We start from the raw sequence: 20007 nt of genomic DNA, 5'->3' as shown, positions 1-20007 counted from the left end.
TCCTCCGTGCTGCCGAGACCGCTACCGGGAACCACTCGATGCCCTCCACCCGCACCCTGAGCCTCACCGGCCTGGCGATGATCGCCTTCGCCGGCAATTCCATTCTCTGTCGCCTGGCCCTGAAGGCCACCAGCATCGACGCGGTGAGCTTTACCGGCATCCGCATCGTCTCCGGCGCCCTGATGCTCACCCTGCTGCTGAAACTGCGCCGCCGCGTTGCCAGCGAAGGCGGCAACTGGCGTGCGGCGGCGGCGCTGTTCGTCTACGCCGCGGCCTTCTCCTATGCCTATGTGCAGCTGGATGCCGGTACCGGCGCGCTGCTGCTGTTCGGCGCGGTCCAGGTCACCATGCTGCTGGTAGGCCTGCTGCGCGGTGAGCGCCTGCACGGGCAGGCACTGGTGGGATTCCTGCTGGCCCTGGGTGGCCTGCTGGCCCAACTGCTGCCCAGTGCCAGTGCTCCGCCGCTGGTTGGCGCACTGCTGATGCTGTTGTCCGGCGTGGCCTGGGGGTTGTACTCGCTGCTCGGACGCAAGGGCAGCGACCCGCTGGCAATCAGCGCTGGCAACTTCGTCCGGGCCATTGCCTTTGCGGGCTTGCTGGCGGTGTTCTTCCATTCCGGCCTGCGGGTGGACACGCTGGGCATCGTCTATGCCGTGCTGTCCGGCGCGGCGGCCTCGGGGATCGGCTATGCGATCTGGTACAGCGCGCTGCCGGGATTGTCTGCCATCCAGGGCGCGTCGGTGCAACTGAGCGTGCCGATCCTCGCCGCCCTCTCCGGCGCCGTGCTGCTGGGCGAAGCGATCAGCCTGCGCCTGGCACTGGTGTCGCTGGCGGTACTGGGCGGCATCGCGCTGATCCTGCTGGCCAAGGTCCGCGCTCCCGTCGCTCAGCGCGCCTGATCTTCTGCGGTTCCGAACAACGGAGCCCCCCTGCAAAAACGGGCCATGCGTGCGATCGCGGGCATGGCCCGCTCGTACGTCAGCTCCACAGCGCCGCAGCGCGCTTCAGTGGGCGCCATCGATCAGGTGACACAGCGCCGTCTTCAGCTTCATCGGCCGCACCGGCTTGTGCATCAGCGTGTGCCCCAGCTCGCGGACCTGCTGCTTCAGCTCGTTGCTGTAGTTCGCGGTGATCATCAGCGCCGGCAGCGGCGTGCCACGGCGAGCGTTGATCGAGGCGACCGCATCGACTCCGTTCAGCCCGTCATCGAGGTGGTAATCGACGATCAGCAAGTCCGACTCGGCATGGAAATTGTCCACCTGCCGCGCCAGGTCCTCTTCCGACAGCGCTGTCACCACCTGGCATCCCCAGGTTTCCAGCAGCGTGCGCATGCCGGCGCAGATCGAGGCGTCGTTATCCAGCACCCACACACGCGAACCGCGCAGGCGCTCCACCAGATCGTCGGCGGTGCGCTCCGGTTCCGGCGCGCTGCGCGCCACACGGCGTGCCAGCGGGACCTCGATGGCGAAACACGAGCCCTTGCCCGGCACCGACTCCACCTGGATGCGATGGCCGAGCATGCGCGCGATCTTCTCGACGATAGCCAGGCCCAGGCCCAATCCGCGGTCCTGGTGGAAGCGCTGCACATCGCCGCGCTTGAACTCCTGGAATATCTCGCCGAGCTTGTCGGCGGCGATGCCCACGCCCGTGTCCCAGACCTCGATCCACAGGCTGTGCCGGCGTCGCCGGCAGCCCAGCAGCACGCGGCCGGACGGCGTGTAGCGGATGGCATTGGTCAGCAGGTTGCGCAGGATCCGCGCCAGCAGCTGGATATCGCTGCGCACCTGCGCGCCGCAGGGCACGAAGTCCAGCACCAGGCCTTCGCTGGCGGCTACCTGGCGGTACTCCGCGGCGAGGTTGCCGAGCAGCTCGTTGACATCGAACGAGGCGATGTCCGGCTTGATCACCCCGGCATCCAGCTTGGAAATGTCCACCAGGGTGCCCAGCAGCGTCTCCACGTCCTCCAGCGACTGGCTGATGTTGCGCACCAGCGCTTCGCCACTGCGCTCCTGCAGCGCGCTGGTGAACAACCGCGCAGCGTTCAGCGGTTGCAGCAGGTCGTGGCTGACCGCCGCGAGGAACTTGGTCTTCGACAGGTTGGCCTGCTCCGCCTCGCGCTTGGCCTCGCGCAGGCGCCCCTCGACCTGGCTGCGCTCGTCGATCTCGCGCTTGAGCTGGTCGTTCAGACTGGTCAGCTCCGCGGTGCGTTCGCGCACCCGCTGCTCGAGGTTCTGGTAGGCCTGGTGCAGCGCCTCGGCAGTGCGGCGGCGCTCGGTGATGTCGCGAATCAGCACGAACAGCCCGCTCACCGTGCCGTCGGCCTGACGATTCGGCACGTAGGAGCGCTGCATGTAGCGTTCCTGCCCGGCGAGGTTGGTCTCGGCGATCTCGAAGGTCACGCTCTCGCCCGACAGCGCACGCTCGAAGTACGGCTCCAGGCGCTGGCAATGCTCGGCGCTGTGCACCTCGCGCAGGTTGCGCCCGAGCATCGAGCCGCTGGGCCAGCGGTACCACTCCTCGTAGACCTTGTTGGTGAAGTCGTAGTCCAGGTCGGCGGTCAGGTAGGCGATCAGCGCCGGCACCTGGTCGGTGATCAGGCGAATCCAGCGTTCGCTTTCGCGCAGCGCCTCGGCATGCCGGTAGCGCTCGGTGATATCGGTGAAGGTGTTGACGAAGCCGCCGGTGGGCAGCGCGTGGGTGCGGATCTCCAGCATGCGCCCGTCGAACAGGCGTTGTTCGATCACCCCTTCCGCCTCGCCCTTGCGCGGCCGGCTGCGTGGGGTCAGCAGCGGCAGTTCGCTGTCCGCCATGACGTCGGCGAAGGGCCGGTGCGCCTCGATCGGCGCCAGCCCACAGAGTTCGAGGAAGCGCCGGTTCCACAATTCCAGCGCGCCGTCCGCGCCAACCATGGCGACGCCCTGGGACAGGTTGTCCACGGCACGCTGCAACAGGTGCGACTTCTGCGCCACCGCCTGCTCGCGGCGGGCCATTTCGCTCTGTTTGATCTCGGTGATGTCGCTGTAGAGCACCACCAGTCCGCCGTCGCGAGTCGGCCGCTCGGTGACGCGGACCCAGCGGTCGTTGCGCAGCCGATACAGGGTGTGCTCATCGTCGCTGCTGCGCTGTTCCTCGACGATCAGCCCGCTGCTCTGCGCCAGCCGCCGAACCTCGGTGAGCCGCGTACCGGCGCCGACGCGGGCACGGGTCTGCGCCCAGAACGCGCGGAAGCGTTCGTTGTAGAGGACGATGCGCTGCTGCGGATCAAACAGCACGAAGGCGTCGGAGATGCTCTCGACAGCGTCCAGCAGGTGCTGGTGCGCAGTCTCCGCGCGCAGGCGCGCGTCACTGAGCAGCTGGTTGCTGGACTTGAGCTCGACCATCGCCTCACTGAGCGCATCGGTGCGCTCGCGCACCTGCTCGGCGAGCACGACCGAGTGCTGGAAGGCGCCATAGGCGTTGTCGCCGCGCGAGGTCGCCGATTCGACTCGCTCGATCAGCGCCGCGTTGATCCGCTGCAGTTTGCGATTGTCGCGCTCCAGCTCGTCGATGCGCGCGCGCAGTTCAGCGTCCGGCGTTGCCCCGAGGACGGCCAATGGCGACACCGGTGAAGGTCTGGTTGATATGCATGCCATTGAACTGCTCTCCGTAGGTGTTGAAGCCAATCACCTGCTGGCTTCGGAGAAACTCGGCGGTGGGTTCGGTATCGCCGGCCACTTCCAGCTCCAGGCGGCGCAGGAAGCAGTCGCAGCCGATGGTCAGCAATGGCGGGCCGAGCCGTTCGTGCAAGCGCTGGAATTGCGCCTGCAGCCCCGGCAACAGCGGGCCGGTGCTCATGGCGGTGAGGACGATGCCGTTCTCCACCGCGCAGTAGAAGGTCAGGCTGAGGTCATCGTTGATCTGCTGGATGGAACGCACGTAGTACTGGTCGCGCACCCGCACCGCCAGCGGGTGCGCCGGGAACAGCGAGAAGTCCAGCTGCTCCAGCGGCACCCCGACCAGGCGGGCAAACTCCAGCGCAGCCGGCTCGGCGTTGAGCTCAAGCACCCGGCGGCTGTCGCTGTCGGCGCGGGTGACCACCAGCTTCTCCTCGCTGGGCAGCACGTGGTGGGTGGTGAACACCTCGAAGTCCAGCCAGGTGTTGAACAGCACCACCACTGCCGCGCCGGTGTGGAACTGGCCCTGGTAGTAGACGTGGGTGTGGGTCAGGTGGTTGTCGTCGCCGGCCGATCCGCCGAAATGCGGAATGGCCCCGAGCGCGGCACTGAGCGCGGCGAGCACCACTTCCTCGCGGCTGGAGAGGCCGTCGAGCAGGGTCAGGGCGAAACTGTGGTCCTTGATCGGCGCCAGCCCGGCACTGCGGCAGTCCGCCACCAGGGATTCGACCATCTGCTGCGCGTCGATCAGGCTGAAGCGCTCCATCTCGTCCACTAGCGCGCAGGAGACGGCGAAGCTGCGCAGGTCAAAGCCCACGGCGGTGACGCAACCACGCCCGTAGCCCTGCGGGGTGATCTCCCCGGCGGTGGTGCAGCCGGCCAGGTCGATGCCGCCGAAATACTGCTCCAGCGCGGCGGCGAGTGCCGGCAGGTCGTATTCGGCGGAACAGAAGAACAGCACGAAGCCGAGGTTGGGGTGAATCAGCTGGCGCGCCAGGTCCTGGGCAACCGCCTCGACGTCGCGGGCGCTGGACATCCCGCGAACGACTCCTTGTGTTTCGTGCATGGCGTACGCCCAGTCAGGCTATCGACGCTGGCATTCTACGAAGCGGCCAGGGCACGACCCATGCTACTTGGGTCGCGGCGGGTCTATCCGAAAGTAGCGGGATATTTGCAGGAGCGGGCTTCGGCGTCCGGCGTCAGCCCAGGGGCCAGAACAGCAACGTCAGGGTCAGCATCCCGGCGTAGAACCCTGCCTCCAGCGTCTCCGTCCACGGCTGGATCCCGCGCAGCGCGCCGTAGATGTGCACCACCCCCATGAACCCCGCCACCGCCGCCAGCACCTCGAAGGTGGTCAGCAGTGCATGCCCGGACAGCGCCGCACGCAGCATCAACCCCTCGACGATGAGAATGAACGCCCCCAGGCAACGCCCGAAATACACCGCCAGATCGGTGTGTTCCGGCAGCGTCCACTGCATCACCCGCGCCCACGACAACGGCACCAGGAAGATGGGCAAGGCAAACACCAGCGTGGTGGCGATGGACAGTACCAGCAGGTAACTCTGCGCGTGCGCGCCCCACAATCCGATCATGACGAGCCGTCCTTGAGAGACAGAAAAATGGCGGGCGACACGCTGTGCCGACCCGCCGAAATGGAGCCAAAGGAGTTGGGAGGTATTACCAGTTGAGGACGGCGCCCACCGCGAAGGTGTCGGTATCCTCGCTGACGGTGGAACCCTTGCGGCCGTCGATCTCGTAGACGTTGTACTCGGCCACCAGCTTCAGGTTGTCGTTGATGGTGCGGAAGTAGGCAATGCCCTTGGTGGAATAGTCCGCCGCACTGCCCAGGCCGTTGCCGTCGTCGCGGGTCTCGCCGGCAGACAACGCCACGCGGTTCTTGCCCCAGGTATAGGAGCCCTGCAGCAGCACGCCACGGCTGTCCACTTCACGCAGCGCGGCTTCGCCGGCGTTGTTGGTGAAGAACGGGTTGATACCCTTGGCCGTGAAGCCGGAGCCCGTCAGCGAGATCCCGCCCATCTTCGCCTGGATGCCGTAGCCCAGGCCCTTGGACGTCACGCTGTCGACCTCGTCGTTGGTGTTCTTCGAGGTCTGGTAGGCACCGTTGACCCAGCTGTAGATCTGCGCGCCGCCGACCTCGAACTGGTAGCTGACCTCGCTCTCGTAGCGCGGGTTGTCCTGGTAGGCCTTGTCGTCGAGGCCATCGCTGGCATCCTTGTCGATCTGGTTGGTGTCGATCGGGTCCATGATGCCGACCGCAATGTGCAGGCCATCCACCAGGTTGTTGTTGCGATAGGTGATCTGCGAGGTTGGGAACGGGTATGGGTAACCGGTGCCGATGTTGCCGAAGGACACGCCCTTGCCGTCCACCAGCCCGAGGGTATCGCTGGCGTTGCCGAAGCCGGCGAGCAGTTCGTCGAGGAAGATGTTGGAACGCGAGAACAGCCCGAAGTCCTTGCCGATCAGCACCTCGCCCCAGTCGCCAGCAACGTTGCCGTAGAACTGGCGGACGTCGATGGCAGTGTCGGTGCCGTCCTGCTCGCTGTCGTTGATGGTCACCCAGAACGAGGAGCGCCCGGTGAGGGTCAGGCCGTCGATCTTCTTGCCGAAGTTGAAGCCGATGTAGTTGGGCAGGAAGCCCATCTTCACCCGCGACTGGCGGCGGTCGTAGGTTTCGCCGTTTCGGTCGACGTCGCTGTTCACATAGAAGGCGTTGAAGTAGCCGTCGGTGGAAAAGGTGGTGTCGTCCTTGTCGTACAGCATGATGTCGGCGCTTGCAGGGCCGGCCAGGGTGGCCAGTGCCAGCGGCAGCAGCTGGCGGCGGACGGCGATCTTGTTCTTGTTCATGGCGCTCTCCGGGTGGGGGATCGACTGCGGCTCAGTCGTGTCGGAGGCGATTATCGAAACGCGCATGGCGCGGCCATACGCTGCTTTGGCGCTGGTTGCACCGGCCTTGCGAGCGTCTCGCGGGAGCGCTGCACAAGGCGCTGCGACTGCCGCGACCTAAGGCGCGCGGCAATGGTCGCGGGTGTTCACGACCGCCGGCCCGCTACCTGGGATCAGTACCGTGGAGCAGGTCGCGAGGCGTAAGGCAAAAGTCACCCATGGCACCGTCTTGCGGACGGCACCCGGGGTCGAAAGTAGGAGGTTCAGGCGCGGCTGAGCAGCAGCCAGTGACCGCCCTGGGCCGAGGTCAGCGCCGAATGCGCGGCACGCACGTCGGTGGCGCAGAGCTGCATCAGCGCCTCGGCCATGGCATCCCGATGAGCCGGCCCGACGCCTGCCAACTGGTCATTCCAGGCATGCTGCAGGCGTTCGACGAACTCGCCCGGGGAGCGCGCCAGCTCGGCGGCCAGGGGAGCACGCAGGCTGTCGACGCGCTGCGGGTCGATCCGCATCAGGGCTTCGCCCTGGCGATAGAGGAAGCTGTCCACCTCGGCCTGCAATTCCACCGCCGACAGCAGTGGCGACTGCACCGCGAAGAGGATGCCGCGGCGCATGCCCACCTGGCGGAAGCCGCAGTACAACGCATAGGCCAGTTGCCGCTCGCCGCGCAGCCAGTGGAAGAACGCCGGTTCCAGCACGCGTGCCAGCAGGCGCCAGGCCGCTTCGTCTGCCGCCGAGCGGGAAGCCAGCGGGCAGAACAGCAACAGCGCCGCTTCACCGGGCATTTCCAGTACCTGGCGATGCCGTCCGGCCGGCCCACCACGTGGCGGCAACGCGCTGGTGGTCGAGTAGCCGGCCAGGGTATCCGGCAGATCGATGCCCAGTGTCAGGGCGTCCCAATGGGCAGCCGACCAGTCCGGCGCGGTCTCGCTGTCCCCCGCCAGCATCTGCGGCAACAGGTCGAGCAACTGGCGGATCGGCATTTCCCCTTCACGCCGGCGCCGCTCGGCCGCGAGCAAGCGCGCACCCTGCCCCAGCACGGCGGCGGGCGGATGCTGCAGGGCAGCGATTGCACATTCGGCGAGATCGGCGAGGTGGTTCCTGGCGCCGGAGAGCAGCAGCGCCCAATCACTTTCCATCGCCTCCAGGCGCAGGCTGGCACCTTCGTGTCGCGCGGCGCCGGCCAGTGGGCGCAAGGCTTGCCGGGCGGCGAGGAAGTCCTGCCGAGACGGTGCCTGCGGGAACCGCCAGCGTAAATGCAGGGCAGCCGGCTCAGCCTCGGCGAGCGACTGGGTCGGGGCGAAGGACCAGGGCTCACCCTGCAGCGGCTCGATACGGCGTGGCGGGCAGCGCGTGACGTCGAGGGTGAAGCCGGCCGAGGTCAGGGATTCGCCGATCACCGACTCGCAAGCGAGCAGGCGGATCATGCGCGGGGCCACCAGTTGCTCCAGCCAGGCAGACGACGGCTCACTTCGCGCGCGTCGCTGCAGTTGTTCCAGCGGATCCCTTGCCTCCTCGATGGGCGCAGCGGCCAGCAGGTCCACCGGCAGCTTGCGCAGGGCTTCCAGCCAGGCGAGAAAGGCCGACTCCACGAGATCGGCCGCAGCGGCTTCCGCCAGTTCGAAGTCGAAACGCAACAACGCCTGGCCGTTGGCAAAACAACCAAGGCGGACACGCGCGCCATCACCCAGGCCTTTCTGACCCAGGCAGGCCAGCAGCGATCCGGGCGCCTCATCGGCCAGCCAGCCCTGCAGCTGTTCCAGCAGCGCCCCGCCCTCGCCTGCCATGCCGTCCAGGACGAAGGCCAGCACCAGCTTGGGCGCCCCGGGCAGGCGAAGCGTCAGCTCCTGGCCGGCCAACGGCAGCAGGGATTCGGAAACGGCTGCGTGCGGCGTGGCGCCCGGCGGGAACACCCCTGCTTCGCGCTCGACCAGGGCCTCGAGTTCTTCCAGCGATTGCGGGCCCTGCAGCCAGAGCTCCAGCCCCCCACCAACCTGACAGCTGCGGATGAAATCACGCAGGGCCTTCTGGAACTCGGCGCTTTCCACCTTGAGCGTATCGCGTCGGCCGGCCACGAAGCGTCCCAGCGGATGCCCCGGCGCCACGGCCAACGCGAGGGCGGCGTCGATCAGGGTATCGGCGTCGCGGCCACGGGCGAGAAACTCCGCTTCCAGCACTTCGCGCTCGGCGACCTGCACGGCTTCATCCAGTCGTGGCCGCGCGAGCATGTCCACCAGTCGCGCCAGACCGTCTCCCAGGGCGTCGGCCGGCACCTCGAAGAAATAGTCGGTCCGTCGCGCGCGCGTGCTGGCGTTGAGCCGACCGCCCCGCGCCTGGACCCAGGGCATCAGTCGCTCGCCGTCGACGAAGCGTTCGCCGCAGAGGAACAGCAGGTGTTCGATGAAATGCGCGAGACCGGGAAATGCCTCCGGCTCGTCGTGGCTGCCACGGGCAATGCGCAACAGCGCCGCGGCGCGGCTCGCACCAGGAGCATGGACAACGGTAGCGCGCAGGCCGTTGGCGAGGGTGAAGGTCTTGGCGGGAAGGCTGTTCATCGGCATCCGGTCCGGTTCATGATCGGCACCATCACCGAAGGCGTGGAAAAGGAAAATACGGCTTTCGCAGCAATGACCTGCCGACATTGGCCCACGGTACCAGGCAGGCTACCATTGCCGGCTCCAGTCGACCTTCGCCATTCTCTTGAAAGGAATACGCTCGCCATGAGCACCGCCCTGCTGATCATCGACGTCCAATCCGACCTGTGTACCGGCAACTCCGCCTGTTTCGACATCGACAACGTGCTGCAGCGCATCAATGGCATGAGTCGCGCGGCCCGCGAGGCCGGTGTGCCGGTGGTGCTGGTGCAGCACGAAGACAATGACCTGCAGTATGGCAGCGCCGGCTGGCAGCTGGAAACGCGCCTGCTCACCGAGCGTGCGGACCTGAAGGTGCGCAAGACCACCCCGGACTCCTTCCTGCGCACCGACCTGGCTGATCTGCTGGAGGCGCGCGGTATCGATCACCTGGTGATCTGCGGCCTGCAGAGCGACTACTGCGTCGACACCACCACCCGCCGCGCCCTGGCCCAGGGCTACGCGGTCACCCTGGTCGGCGACGCCCACTCCACCGTCGACAACGCCGTGCTGAGCGCCGCACAGATCACCGCGCACCACAATGCGGTGCTGGGCAGCATCAGCAGCTTCGGCCAGCGCGCCAAGGTGGTTCCGGCCGCCGACGTGCACTTCTGACGCTCGCGAGGCAATCGCCGTGAATTTCGACTGGAACGACATCCCGATCCTCCTCGCCCTCTCCCGCCACGGCAGCATGAGCGCCGCCGGCCGCGCGCTGGGCGTCGACCCCTCGACCATGAGCCGGCGTCTGGTGGCCGCCGAGACCGCGCTGCAGACGCGCCTGTTCATCCGCGACAACGCCGGCTACAAGGCCACGGATGCCGGCGAGGCTTTCCTCAGCCATGCCGAGCGCATTCTCGGCGATGTGCAGAGCATGTTGCTGGAGACTCGCGACGAAGCCAGTGCCATCAGCGGCAGCGTGCGCATCACGGCGGTGGATTTCCTCTTCAGCCACTGGCTGGTGCAGCACATGCCCCATCTGGCGCGGACCTACCCCGCCCTGCAGCTGCAATTGATCCCGGCGAATCGCTCGCTGTCCTTCACCCGTCGCGAGGCGGATTTCGCCCTGCGCCTGGCGCGCCCGGCGGAAGACGCCGCGCTGGTGATGCGCAAGGTGGCCGACATCGGTTTTGCGGTGTACGCCGCAACCTCCTTCTCCCGCGTGCCGGTGGAACTCTGGCCACAGCAGGCCTGGCTCGGCTATGGCGAGGAGCTCGACGATACCCCGGAGATGGCCTGGGTGCGCGGCTTCGCTCCCAAAGCCAACCTGGCCCTGCGCGCGAGCAGCGTGACGACGCTGATCCACGCCTGCCAGAGCGGCCTGGGCATGGCGCTGCTGCCGTGCATCCTCGGTGATCGCGAGGGGCTGGTGCGGCTCTCCGGGCCGGTGGTCGCTCGTGAAATCTGGCTGCTCAGCCATCGCGATGCCGGCCGCATCGGCAGGTTCCAGGCGGTCAGCGACTGGTTGCGCGAGGTGTTCGACCAGGACGCCGCGCAGCTCAGCGGCGAACACCTGGACGCTCGCGTGCTCGGCCCGGTAGACATCAGGCGGGGCTGATCTCCGATCAAGAAAAAGCCCGGATGTCTTGCGACACCCGGGCTTTCTGCCGTTGGGGCCGAATGCGTGGTTACGGCTGGACCGGCGGCAGGTACTGCAGGGTGGTGCCCAGCGCCCAGAGCAGGAACAGCACCAGGGGCACGTGGACGAGCAACTGGACGAAGCTGAAGCCGATCAGGTCGCGGGCCTTCAGGCCCAGTACGCCGAGCAGCGGCAGCATGTAGAACGGGTTGATCAGGTTCGGCAGTGCCTCGGCGGCGTTGTAGATCTGCACCGCCCAGCCCAGGTGGTATTGCAGCTCGTTGGCCACCTGCATCACGTAGGGCGCCTCGATGATCCACTTGCCGCCGCCGGACGGGATGAAGAAGCCCAGCACCGCCGAATACACGCCCATGAGCAGCGCATAGGTGTCGTGGGAGGCGATCTGCACGAAGAAGGTGGAGATGTGGTGGGCGATGGTGGAGCCGTCGCCGCCCTTCACGGTGGTCAGGATCGCCGCGATGGAGCCATACAGCGGGAACTGGATCAGCACCCCGGTGGTGGTCGGCACGGCGCGGGCCACGGCGTCGAGGAAGTTGCGCGGGCGCCAGTGCAGCAGCGCGCCGGCCATGATGAACAGCAGGTTGTAGGTGTTCAGCCCGGAGATCGCGGTGATCGCCGGTTTGGTGCTGAACTCGTGGACCAGCCAGCCACCGGCCAATGCCACCAGCATCAGGATCAGCAGCGGGCTGTGCTCCAGCCACTCGCCCGGCCGGGTCGCCTTCGGCGCGCTCGGTGGGGTGAAGCTCACGTCCACGCCGCAGGCCTTGGCGTCACGCGCGCTGGCGGCGCCAGGCGCGGTCATGTAGGCGATGACCAGCGACACCAGCACCAGGGCCAGCAGCATCACGCCGGACTGCCAGAGGAAGATGGTCTCGGTGAACGGGATGACGCCGGTGATCGCGAGGATCGACGGCGGCAGGCTCGCCGGGTTGGCCTGCAGCTGCGCGGCGGACGACGACAGGCCCAGCGCCCACACGGCGCCCAGGCCGAGGTAGGCGGCAGCGCCGGCGGCGCGGTAGTCCATCTTCAGGTCTTCGCGGCGCGCCAGGGCGCGTACCAGCAGGCCGCCGAACACCAGCGACAGGCCCCAGTTGAGCAGCGAAGCGACCATGGAAATGACCGCGACCCAGGCGACCGCCGAGCGGCCGTTCTTTGGCACGCGGGCGAACAGATCGATGAGCTTGGAGGCCGGACCGGAGCTGGCAACCACATAGCCGCCGATGACCACGAAAGCCATCTGCATGGTGAAGGGGATCAGGCTCCAGAAGCCGTCACCGAACGCCTTCGCGGTCTCGGTGGCCGGTGCGCCGATGGCCAACGCGGCGACAGTGACGATCAGCACCGCGAGTGCGGCGAAGACCCAGGAGTCGGGGAACCAGCGTTCGGCCCAGTTCGAACAGGCCATGGCGAAGCGCGCCGAGCGGCTGTCCTGCAAGGCTGTGCCGGGGGTGTGCACGTGGGAATTCATAATGGTCTACCTCGTTGTTCTTGTAATGGCTCATCGTCGAACGGGGCTTGTGGCAGTACCCGTCCTGGAATGAAAAACCGCCCGGCCTGCGTGGGGCCGAGCGGTGACGCAAGGGTTTGCCGGCGCCGGGGGACGCCGAAAACCGTGGCAGGATGTTCGTCTGTCGGTGTGCCCACCCACCATCCCGCCTGCCGGTACGGCATTGCTACATGCCGGCCGGCGCTCGCCAATCAATCGTTGGTCGAATGGTCTCAGTCCCGCTCCTTCAATCCCGGAGCAGGGCCATCGCCACACCCTGGCCACCGCCGATGCACAGGGTCGCCAGACCCTTCTTCGCGTCGCGGCGGAGCATCTCGTGGAGCAAGGTCACCAGCACCCGGGCGCCCGAAGCGCCGATCGGGTGGCCAAGGGCGACGGCGCCGCCGTTGACGTTGACCTTCTCGGCGTTCCAGCCCAGCTCCTTGCCGACCGACAGGGCCTGCGCGGCGAAGGCTTCGTTGGCTTCGATCAGCTCGACGTCGTCGAGGCTCCAGCCAGCCTTTTCCAGGCAGAGACGGGTCGCGGTCACCGGGGCGATGCCCATGATCGACGGGTCAACGCCGCTGCTGGCATAGGCTTGGATGCGCGCCAGAACCGGCAGGTTCAGACTCTTCGCGCGTTCGGCGCTCATCAGCAACACGGCGGCAGCGCCATCGTTGAGGGTGGAGGCGTTGCCGGCGGTGACGGTGCCATCCTTCTTGAAGGCGGGCTTGAGCTTGGCCAGCGACTCCGCGGTGGTACCCGCGCGCGGCTGTTCATCGGTGTCGAAGGACAGCGGCTCGCCCTTGCGCTGGGGAATCAGCACCGGGGTGATCTCGTACTTGAAGCGGCCAGCCTCGATGGCCGAGGCGGCTTTGAGCTGGGACTGCGCGGCGAAGGCGTCCTGCGCCTCGCGGCTGATGCCGAACGTCTCTGCCAGGTTCTCGGCGGTGATGCCCATGTGGTAGTCGTTGAAAGCGTCGATCAGGCCGTCGCGCAGCAGGGTGTCCTGCAGCTCGGCATGGCCCATGCGCAGGCCGGTACGGGCCTTGGGCAGCACGTAGGGCGCGAGGCTCATGCTCTCCTGGCCGCCGGCGATGACGGCGTCGGCATCACCGCAACGGATCGCCTGGACGCCAAGGAACAGCGCCTTCAGACCGGAGCCGCAGAGCTTGTTGATGGTCATCGACGGCACTTCCACCGGCAGGCCGGCAGCGATGGCGGCCTGGCGTGCGGGGTTCTGGCCGGCGCCGGCGGTGAGCACCTGGCCGAGGATGACTTCGTCGATCTGGTCCGGTTTCACGCCGCTGCGTTCGAGCAGCGAGCGGATGACCAGGCTGCCCAGTTCATGGGCGGGAATGCTCGCCAGACTGCCCTGGAAGGCGCCGATGGCGGTGCGGGTGGCGGCGACAATGACTACGTCTTGCATGAATTTCTCTCCGGAAGGCTTGGGCTGCCCTCTCCCCCCGCCCTCTCCCGCAAGCGGGAGAGGGCGCTGTCCGTGCTTCTGCTGATCGAGTCATTGGAGTAGACACCGATCTTCGATCTCGCTCCGGACCAGTCCCTTCTCCCTTCAGGGAGAGGGTTAGGGAGAGGGCGCTCTGGGATGCGAATGCGCTTAGAAGGTCATTTCCTTCACATCGTCCGGCACGATGAGGCGGCCGGCGGTCTTCTCGGCGATCTCGGCGACACTCACGCCCGGCGCGGTCTCGCGCAGGATGAAGGCACCGTTCTCGATCTCCAGGTAGGCCAGGTCGGTCAGCACCTTGCGGATGCAGCCGGCGCCGGTCAGCGGCAGCGAGCAGCGGTCCAGCAGCTTCGATTCACCCTCCTTGGAGGCATGGGTCATGGTGACGATGATGTTGTCCGCGCCGGCCACCAGGTCCATCGCGCCGCCCATGCCTTTCACCAGCTTGCCGGGGATCATCCAGGACGCGATGTTGCCCTGTACGTCCACCTCGAAGGCACCGAGCACGGTGAGGTCGACGTGACCGCCGCGGATCATCGCGAAGGATTCAGCGGAGTTGAAGATCGACGCGCCCTTCACGGCGGTCACGGTCTGCTTGCCGGCGTTGATCATGTCGGCGTCGACGCTATCCTCGGTGGGGAACGCGCCCATGCCGAGCAGGCCGTTTTCCGATTGCAGCATCACGTCCATGCCCTCGGGCACGTAGTTGGCGACCAGGGTCGGGATACCGATGCCCAGGTTCACGTAGAAGCCGTCCTGCAGCTCGCGCGCCACGCGCTGAGCCATCTGTTCGCGGGTCAATGCCATCTTCTTGTCTCTCTTGTCCGGTGGGCTCAGGAACGCACGGTGCGCTTTTCGATGCGCTTCTCGAAGGTGCCTTGAATGATGCGGTCGACGTAGATGCCGGGGGTGTGGATCTGGGTGGGGTCCAGCTCACCCGGCTCGACGATCTCTTCCACCTCGACGACCGTGATGCGGCCCGCGGTGGCGACTACCGGATTGAAGTTCTGCGCGGTGTGGCGATAGATGACGTTGCCGTAGTGGTCGGCCTTCCAGCCCTTGACGATGGCGAAGTCGCCGGTGATGGCGCGCTCCATCACGTAGTGGCGGCCGTCGAACTCGCGCACTTCCTTGCCATCGGCCACCGGGGTGCCGTAACCGGTGGCGGTGAAGAAGGCCGGGATGCCGGCGCCGCCAGCACGGAGTTTTTCTGCCAGGGTGCCCTGCGGGGTCAGTTCGACCTCCAGTTCACCGGACAGCAACTGCTGCTCGAACAGCGCGTTCTCGCCAACGTAGGACGCGATCATCTTGCGGATCTGGCGGTCCTCCAGCAGCACGCCGAGGCCGAAGCCGTCGATGCCGCAGTTGTTGGAGACCACGGTCAGGCCCTTCACGCCCAGCTTGCGGATCTGTGCAATGAGGTTTTCCGGGATGCCGCAGATACCGAATCCGCCCGCCAGTACCGTCATGTCGTCGGTGAGCCCGGCGAGGGCTTCCTCGTAACTGCTTACACGCTTGTCGAGTCCTGCCATGTTGCTGCTGCCTCTTGTATTTGGAATGTCCGACCCATCGGTCAGAGAGCGAATGCAGCTTCACCGGCACAGACTGATTTGTTAAGTTTGTTTTTCCAATTGATTAATTTGGTTCTCTTATAGATGACTGTGAAGCAACTGCGCGCCTTCCTCGCCGTCGCCCAGAGCCTGAGCTTCGCCCAGGCGTGCGAGCGTCTGCACCTGTCGCAGCCGGCGTTGAGCCTGGCGATCAAGAGCCTGGAGGAATCCCTGGGCGGCCAGCTGCTGGTGCGCACCACCCGCAGCGTGGCGCTTACCCGGGAGGGCGAGACGCTGTTGCCCCTGGCCCGCCGGCTGCTGGCGGACTGGGACAATGCCGAGGAAGTGATGCACCAGCACTTCACCCTGCAGTTGGGCAAGGTCTCCATCGCCGCCATGCCCTCTTTCGCCGGCAACCTGCTGCCGGCGGTGCTTCGCGCCTTCCGTGACCGCCACCCGAAGGTGAATGTGGCGGTGCACGACGTGATCAACGAGCAGGTCCTGGAGATGGTGCGCAACCGCCGCGTGGAGCTGGGTATCGCGCTGGAGCCGGACAGCCTCGACGGCCTGACGTTCACGCCGTTCTACACCGACCGCTTCATCGCGGTGCTGCCGGCGAATTCAGCGCTGGTCAACGAAGAGCGGATCACCTGGGAGCAGTTGCTGGAAGACCATTTCATCACCCTGCAACGTCCGTCCGCCGTGCGCCTGCTGCTGGAAGACCAGTTGCAGGGGCGACTGCCGGTGGCGTTCGAAAGCCACCAGTTGGTGACCGTGGGCCGGATGGTAGCCGAAGGGCTGGGTGTGAGCGCCGTGCCGCGCCTGTGCCGGCAGCAGATGGAAGAACTGGGGGCGCGTTGCGTGGCCCTGGACGAACCGCGCATCGAGCGCCGCGTGGGGCTGTTCTGCCTGGCCGAACACCAGCTCTCCAGCGCCGCGCAGGCGTTGAGCGATGTGCTGGTGAAGGGGACGGACTGGGCGGGGATGGAGCGGGAGTGAACAGGGATTTGCAGGAGCGAGCTTGCTCCCGAACCGGCCCCGTTGCGGAACTGTTCGCGAGCAAGCTCGCTCCTGCGAAGGCTCTCTCCCTGAAGGCGACTCGCTCTGCCCACCACCCTCTCCCCCGCCCTCTCCCTGAAGGGAGAGGGAGCCGTTTGGTGCAAGGCGTTACGTCCAGCCAGCCGGCAAGCGCGATTCTCTCACAGCGCTCCAGACAGTCCCCTCTCCCTTCAGGGAGAGGGAAAGCCCGCGCCGCAGAGCTTCAAACCTCACCGCCCATCCTCGAACTCACCTCCCGGGCCATCGCCAGCAACGCCCGCGCCGCCTCGCCGTGAGCGTCGGCAGCAAAGCTCGCCTGCGAACCCACCACAGTAATCACTCCAGCCAGCTCCCGCCCGGTCTTGAACAGCGGCACCGACAGCGCATTCACCCCAGGCATCAGCAGGCCGTGAATGGCATGCAGGCCTTCGCTGCGAATGTGCTCCAGCACCGCCAGGTCCGTACCCTCCTCCAGCCCGTCCTTGTAGGCCGCGAACACCAGCCCGGTGGACGAGCCGTGCAATGGCAGCACCGAACCAACTTGAGTCACCAGCGTGACCATGCCCTGGGCCGGCTCGACCTGCACCACGGTTGGCCCGTGGCTGCCCCAGATGGCGAGGAAGCAGGTTTGCCCCAACTGGTCGCGCAGATCGGCCAACGATGGGCTGGCGACCTTCACCACATCCAGCCGGCGGATCGCCGCCAAGCCGACATACAGGGCCTCGCGCCCCAGGCCGTAATGGTTGGTCAGCGGGTCCTGCTCGGCGAAACCGCTGGCGATCAGCGCCTGCAGGTAGCGGTGGACCTTGGCTGCCGGCATGTCCAGGTACTCGCCCAAAGCCTTGAGCGAAGTGCTCGGAGCAAGGTCCGCCAGGGCCTTGAGGATCTGTGTGCCTACCTCGGCGGACTGCACCTTTGCGCCCTTCGTCGGGACGGAGTCTTCAGCGTCGTTCATGGTCTTCAACTTAAAGGAACTCCCAGACGGACTTGACGGCCCGTCGCCACGAAATTACGTTAATCGTAATTCAATTACGATAAATAGAGTGAAACCACCATGACCGCCTCTCCTGCCTACCAATCCGGATTCGGCAATGAGTTCGCCAGCGAGGCCCTGCCGGGCGCCCTGCCCGTCGGCATGAACTCGCCGCAGCAGGTGCCGCTCGGCCTCTACGCCGAGCAGTTCTCCGGCACCGCCTTCACCGTCCCGCGCAGCGAGGCGCGGCGCACCTGGATGTACCGCATCCGGCCGTCCGCCGCGCACCCGCGCTTCGAGCGACTGGAGCGGCAGATCACCGGCACCGCCCTCGGCCCGGTCACGCCCAACCGCCTGCGCTGGAACAGCTTCGCGACGCCCGAGGAGCCTACCGACTTCGTCGAAGGCCTGCTATGCATGGCGGCCAACGCCGAGGCCCAGGCCTGCAGCGGCGTCAGCCTGTACGCCTACCGTGCCAACATCTCGATGCAGCGGGTATTCTTCAACGCCGACGGCGAGCTGTTGATCGTGCCCCAGGCCGGCCGCCTGCGCCTGGTCACCGAGTTGGGCGTTCTCGAGGTGGAGCCGCTGGAGATCGCCTTGATCCCGCGCGGCATGCGCCTGCGGGTCGAGCTGCTGGACGCCGAGGCTGCCGGCTACGTGGCGGAAAACCACGGCGCCGCCCTGCGCCTGCCCGACCTCGGCCCGATCGGCAGCAATGGCCTGGCCAATGCGCGCGACTTCCTCGCCCCGGTGGCGCATTACGAAGACATCGAAGCGCCGGTGCAACTGGTACAGAAGTTCCTCGGCGAACTCTGGGCCACCCAGCTCGACCACTCGCCGCTGGACGTGGTCGCCTGGCACGGCAACAACGTGCCCTACAAATACGACCTGCGCCGCTTCAACACCATCGGCTCGATCAGCTACGACCATCCGGACCCGTCCATCTTCACCGTGCTGACCTCGCCCAGCGACACCCACGGCATGGCCAACATGGATTTCGTGATCTTCCCGCCGCGCTGGATGGTCGCCGAGAGCACCTTCCGCCCGCCGTGGTTCCACCGCAACCTGATGAACGAGTTCATGGGCCTGATTCAGGGCGTGTACGACGCCAAGGCCGACGGTTTCGTCCCCGGCGGCGCTTCGCTGCACAACTGCATGAGCGCCCACGGTCCGGACAACGCCACCACGGTGCAGGCGATTGCCGCCGACCTCAAACCCCACAAGATCGACAAGACCATGGCCTTCATGTTCGAGACCGGCCGCGTGCTGCGCCCCAGCCGCTTCGCCCTCGACTGCCCGCAGTTGCAGCGTGACTACGACAGCTGCTGGAGCGGCATGCAGAAGACCTTCGCCCCCTCCTCGGAGCAATGAAATGAGCGTCTCCCACCCCGCACACAGCTGGATCGAATCGGCCAACGGCCACCCGGACTTTCCCCTGCAGAACCTGCCGCTGGGCGTGTTCAGCCCACCGGGCGACTCGCCCCGCGGCGGCGTCGCCATCGGCGACTATATCTTCGACCTGAAGACCGCCTGCGAGACCGGCCTGTTCCACGGCGCCGCGCACCAGGCCGCACTGGTGGCCAGCGGCGACAGCCTGAACGCCTTCTTCGCTGCAGGCCCCACGGCGCGTCGCACCCTGCGTGACGCGCTGATCCACCTGCTCAGCGAAGGTTGTGGCGAACAGAAGCGCATGGAAGCCCTGGGCGCGGCGCTGCTCAAGCCGCAAGCCGCCTGCCGCATGCACCTGCCGGCCAAGGTAGGGGACTACACCGACTTCTACGTCGGCATCCACCACGCCCAGAACGTCGGCAAGCTGTTCCGCCCGGACAACCCGCTGTTGCCCAACTACAAGTACGTGCCCATCGGCTACCACGGCCGCGCGTCCACCATCGTGCCATCGGGCACCGAGGTCCGCCGTCCCAACGGCCAGACACTGCCCGCCGGACTCGACGTACCGGTGTTCGGTCCCTGCGCGCGGATGGACCTGGAGCTGGAGCTGGGCATCTGGATCGGCCAGGGCAACGACCAGGGCAAGGCCATCCCGATCAACGCCGCCTCCGGCCACATCGCCGGCTTCTGCCTGCTCAACGACTGGTCCGCGCGAGACGTGCAGGCCTGGGAATACCAGCCGCTGGGGCCGTTCCTGTCGAAAAGCTTCGCCACCACCGTGTCGCCCTGGGTGGTCACTGCCGAGGCGCTGGAGCCGTTCCGCGTTGCCCAGCCGGCCCGCCCGGAGGGCGACCCGCAGCCGCTGCCGTACCTGTACGACGAAGGTGACCAGCAGCGCGGCGCCCTGGATATCGAACTGGAAGTCCTGCTGCACACCGCACGCATGCGCCGCGAACACCAGGCCCCGGAACGCATCGCCCTGAGCAACACGCTGAACATGTACTGGACCGTCGCCCAGATGGTGGCGCACCACAGCGTCAACGGCTGCCGCCTGCAAGCGGGCGACCTGTTCGGTTCCGGCACCCTCTCCGGTGAAACCCCGGACAGCTTCGGCAGCCTGCTGGAGCTCACCGGCGGCGGCAAGCAGCCGGTGGTGCTGGCCAATGGCGAGGAGCGCCGCTTCCTCGAAGACGGCGACGAAATCATCCTGCGAGCCCGCTGCCGCCGCGAGGGGCATGCGTCCATCGGCTTCGGCGAGTGCCGCGGGCGGATTCTGCCGGCGCACTGATCGCCGCGCCCGCTGCTCCACGCAG

At 66.8% G+C, this 20007-nt stretch carries 16 protein-coding genes; 6 read left to right on the top strand and 10 right to left on the bottom strand.

The window, feature by feature from the left end; genetic code table 11:
- Window positions 1-38: 38 nt before the first annotated feature.
- Window positions 39-899, top strand: a complete 861-nt coding sequence (locus tag AC1ZV1_RS14985) for an EamA family transporter (RefSeq protein ID WP_484297447.1) — start codon at window positions 39-41, stop codon at window positions 897-899.
- Window positions 900-1004: 105 nt separating this feature from the next.
- Here AC1ZV1_RS14985 and nahK read toward each other — a convergent pair whose 3' ends face one another.
- From nahK to pqqF, 5 genes are all read right to left on the bottom strand, one after another.
- On the bottom strand, window positions 1005-3632 hold the full coding sequence (gene nahK, locus AC1ZV1_RS14980) for a hybrid sensor histidine kinase/response regulator NahK/ErcS' (protein ID WP_484297446.1): 2628 nt from the start codon (window positions 3630-3632) through the stop codon (window positions 1005-1007).
- Window positions 3562-4719, bottom strand: a complete 1158-nt coding sequence (gene nosP, locus AC1ZV1_RS14975) for a nitric oxide-sensing protein NosP (protein WP_026078765.1) — start codon at window positions 4717-4719, stop codon at window positions 3562-3564. Before nosP ends, nahK begins: the two co-directional genes overlap by 71 nt.
- A gap of 133 nt (window positions 4720-4852) precedes the next feature.
- Window positions 4853-5245, bottom strand: coding sequence for a hypothetical protein (locus tag AC1ZV1_RS14970; protein WP_484297445.1), 393 nt, complete (start codon window positions 5243-5245; stop codon window positions 4853-4855).
- 85 nt (window positions 5246-5330) lie between these two features.
- Window positions 5331-6518: a porin family protein gene (locus AC1ZV1_RS14965; protein WP_484297444.1), complete on the bottom strand. Its 1188-nt coding sequence runs from the start codon at window positions 6516-6518 to the stop codon at window positions 5331-5333.
- Window positions 6519-6820: 302 nt separating this feature from the next.
- Complete coding sequence (gene pqqF, locus AC1ZV1_RS14960; protein ID WP_484297443.1) at window positions 6821-9112, bottom strand: pyrroloquinoline quinone biosynthesis protein PqqF; 2292 nt, start codon at window positions 9110-9112, stop codon at window positions 6821-6823.
- 165 nt (window positions 9113-9277) lie between these two features.
- Here pqqF and AC1ZV1_RS14955 point away from each other — a divergent pair, with 165 nt between their 5' ends.
- Both AC1ZV1_RS14955 and AC1ZV1_RS14950 read left to right on the top strand, forming a co-directional pair.
- On the top strand, window positions 9278-9805 hold the full coding sequence (locus AC1ZV1_RS14955; RefSeq protein ID WP_484297442.1) for a cysteine hydrolase family protein: 528 nt from the start codon (window positions 9278-9280) through the stop codon (window positions 9803-9805).
- Window positions 9806-9824: 19 nt separating this feature from the next.
- A complete protein-coding gene (locus AC1ZV1_RS14950) occupies window positions 9825-10745 on the top strand; it encodes a LysR family transcriptional regulator (protein ID WP_484297441.1) in 921 nt (306 codons plus the stop codon).
- Between the two features lie 70 nt (window positions 10746-10815).
- On the opposite strand, the gene AC1ZV1_RS14945 is transcribed toward AC1ZV1_RS14950, so the two are convergent.
- The 4 genes from AC1ZV1_RS14945 to AC1ZV1_RS14930 form a co-directional block, all read right to left on the bottom strand.
- The gene (locus AC1ZV1_RS14945) at window positions 10816-12255 is read right to left on the bottom strand and encodes a short-chain fatty acid transporter (protein WP_484297440.1); all 1440 of its coding nucleotides are present in this window, start codon (window positions 12253-12255) and stop codon (window positions 10816-10818) included.
- A 265-nt stretch (window positions 12256-12520) separates the two neighbouring features.
- A complete protein-coding gene (locus AC1ZV1_RS14940) occupies window positions 12521-13702 on the bottom strand; it encodes an acetyl-CoA C-acetyltransferase (protein WP_484297439.1) in 1182 nt (393 codons plus the stop codon).
- 189 nt (window positions 13703-13891) lie between these two features.
- Window positions 13892-14548 (bottom strand): CoA transferase subunit B, encoded by a 657-nt coding sequence (locus tag AC1ZV1_RS14935; protein WP_484297438.1) that lies wholly within the window; start codon window positions 14546-14548, stop codon window positions 13892-13894.
- Window positions 14549-14574: 26 nt separating this feature from the next.
- Complete coding sequence (locus tag AC1ZV1_RS14930) at window positions 14575-15273, bottom strand: CoA transferase subunit A (RefSeq protein WP_484297437.1); 699 nt, start codon at window positions 15271-15273, stop codon at window positions 14575-14577.
- Window positions 15274-15396: 123 nt separating this feature from the next.
- On the opposite strand from AC1ZV1_RS14930, the gene AC1ZV1_RS14925 reads away from it, so the two are divergent.
- Window positions 15397-16290, top strand: a complete 894-nt coding sequence (locus AC1ZV1_RS14925) for a LysR family transcriptional regulator (RefSeq protein ID WP_484297436.1) — start codon at window positions 15397-15399, stop codon at window positions 16288-16290.
- 262 nt (window positions 16291-16552) lie between these two features.
- Here AC1ZV1_RS14925 and AC1ZV1_RS14920 read toward each other — a convergent pair whose 3' ends face one another.
- Window positions 16553-17284: an IclR family transcriptional regulator gene (locus AC1ZV1_RS14920; protein WP_484297435.1), complete on the bottom strand. Its 732-nt coding sequence runs from the start codon at window positions 17282-17284 to the stop codon at window positions 16553-16555.
- A gap of 99 nt (window positions 17285-17383) precedes the next feature.
- Between AC1ZV1_RS14920 and hmgA the strand changes: the two genes are divergently transcribed.
- Together hmgA and fahA are read left to right on the top strand one after the other, a co-directional pair.
- Window positions 17384-18676 carry a homogentisate 1,2-dioxygenase gene (gene hmgA, locus AC1ZV1_RS14915; RefSeq protein ID WP_484297434.1) on the top strand — a complete coding sequence of 431 codons (1293 nt, stop codon included), beginning with the start codon at window positions 17384-17386 and terminating at the stop codon, window positions 18674-18676.
- Window position 18677: 1 nt separating this feature from the next.
- Window positions 18678-19982: a fumarylacetoacetase gene (gene fahA, locus AC1ZV1_RS14910; protein WP_484297433.1), complete on the top strand. Its 1305-nt coding sequence runs from the start codon at window positions 18678-18680 to the stop codon at window positions 19980-19982.
- Window positions 19983-20007: the final 25 nt, after the last annotated feature.

It is taken from the genome of Pseudomonas sp. BB438 (assembly GCF_057180225.1).
This window is presented reverse-complemented; position numbering and strand designations above follow the sequence as displayed.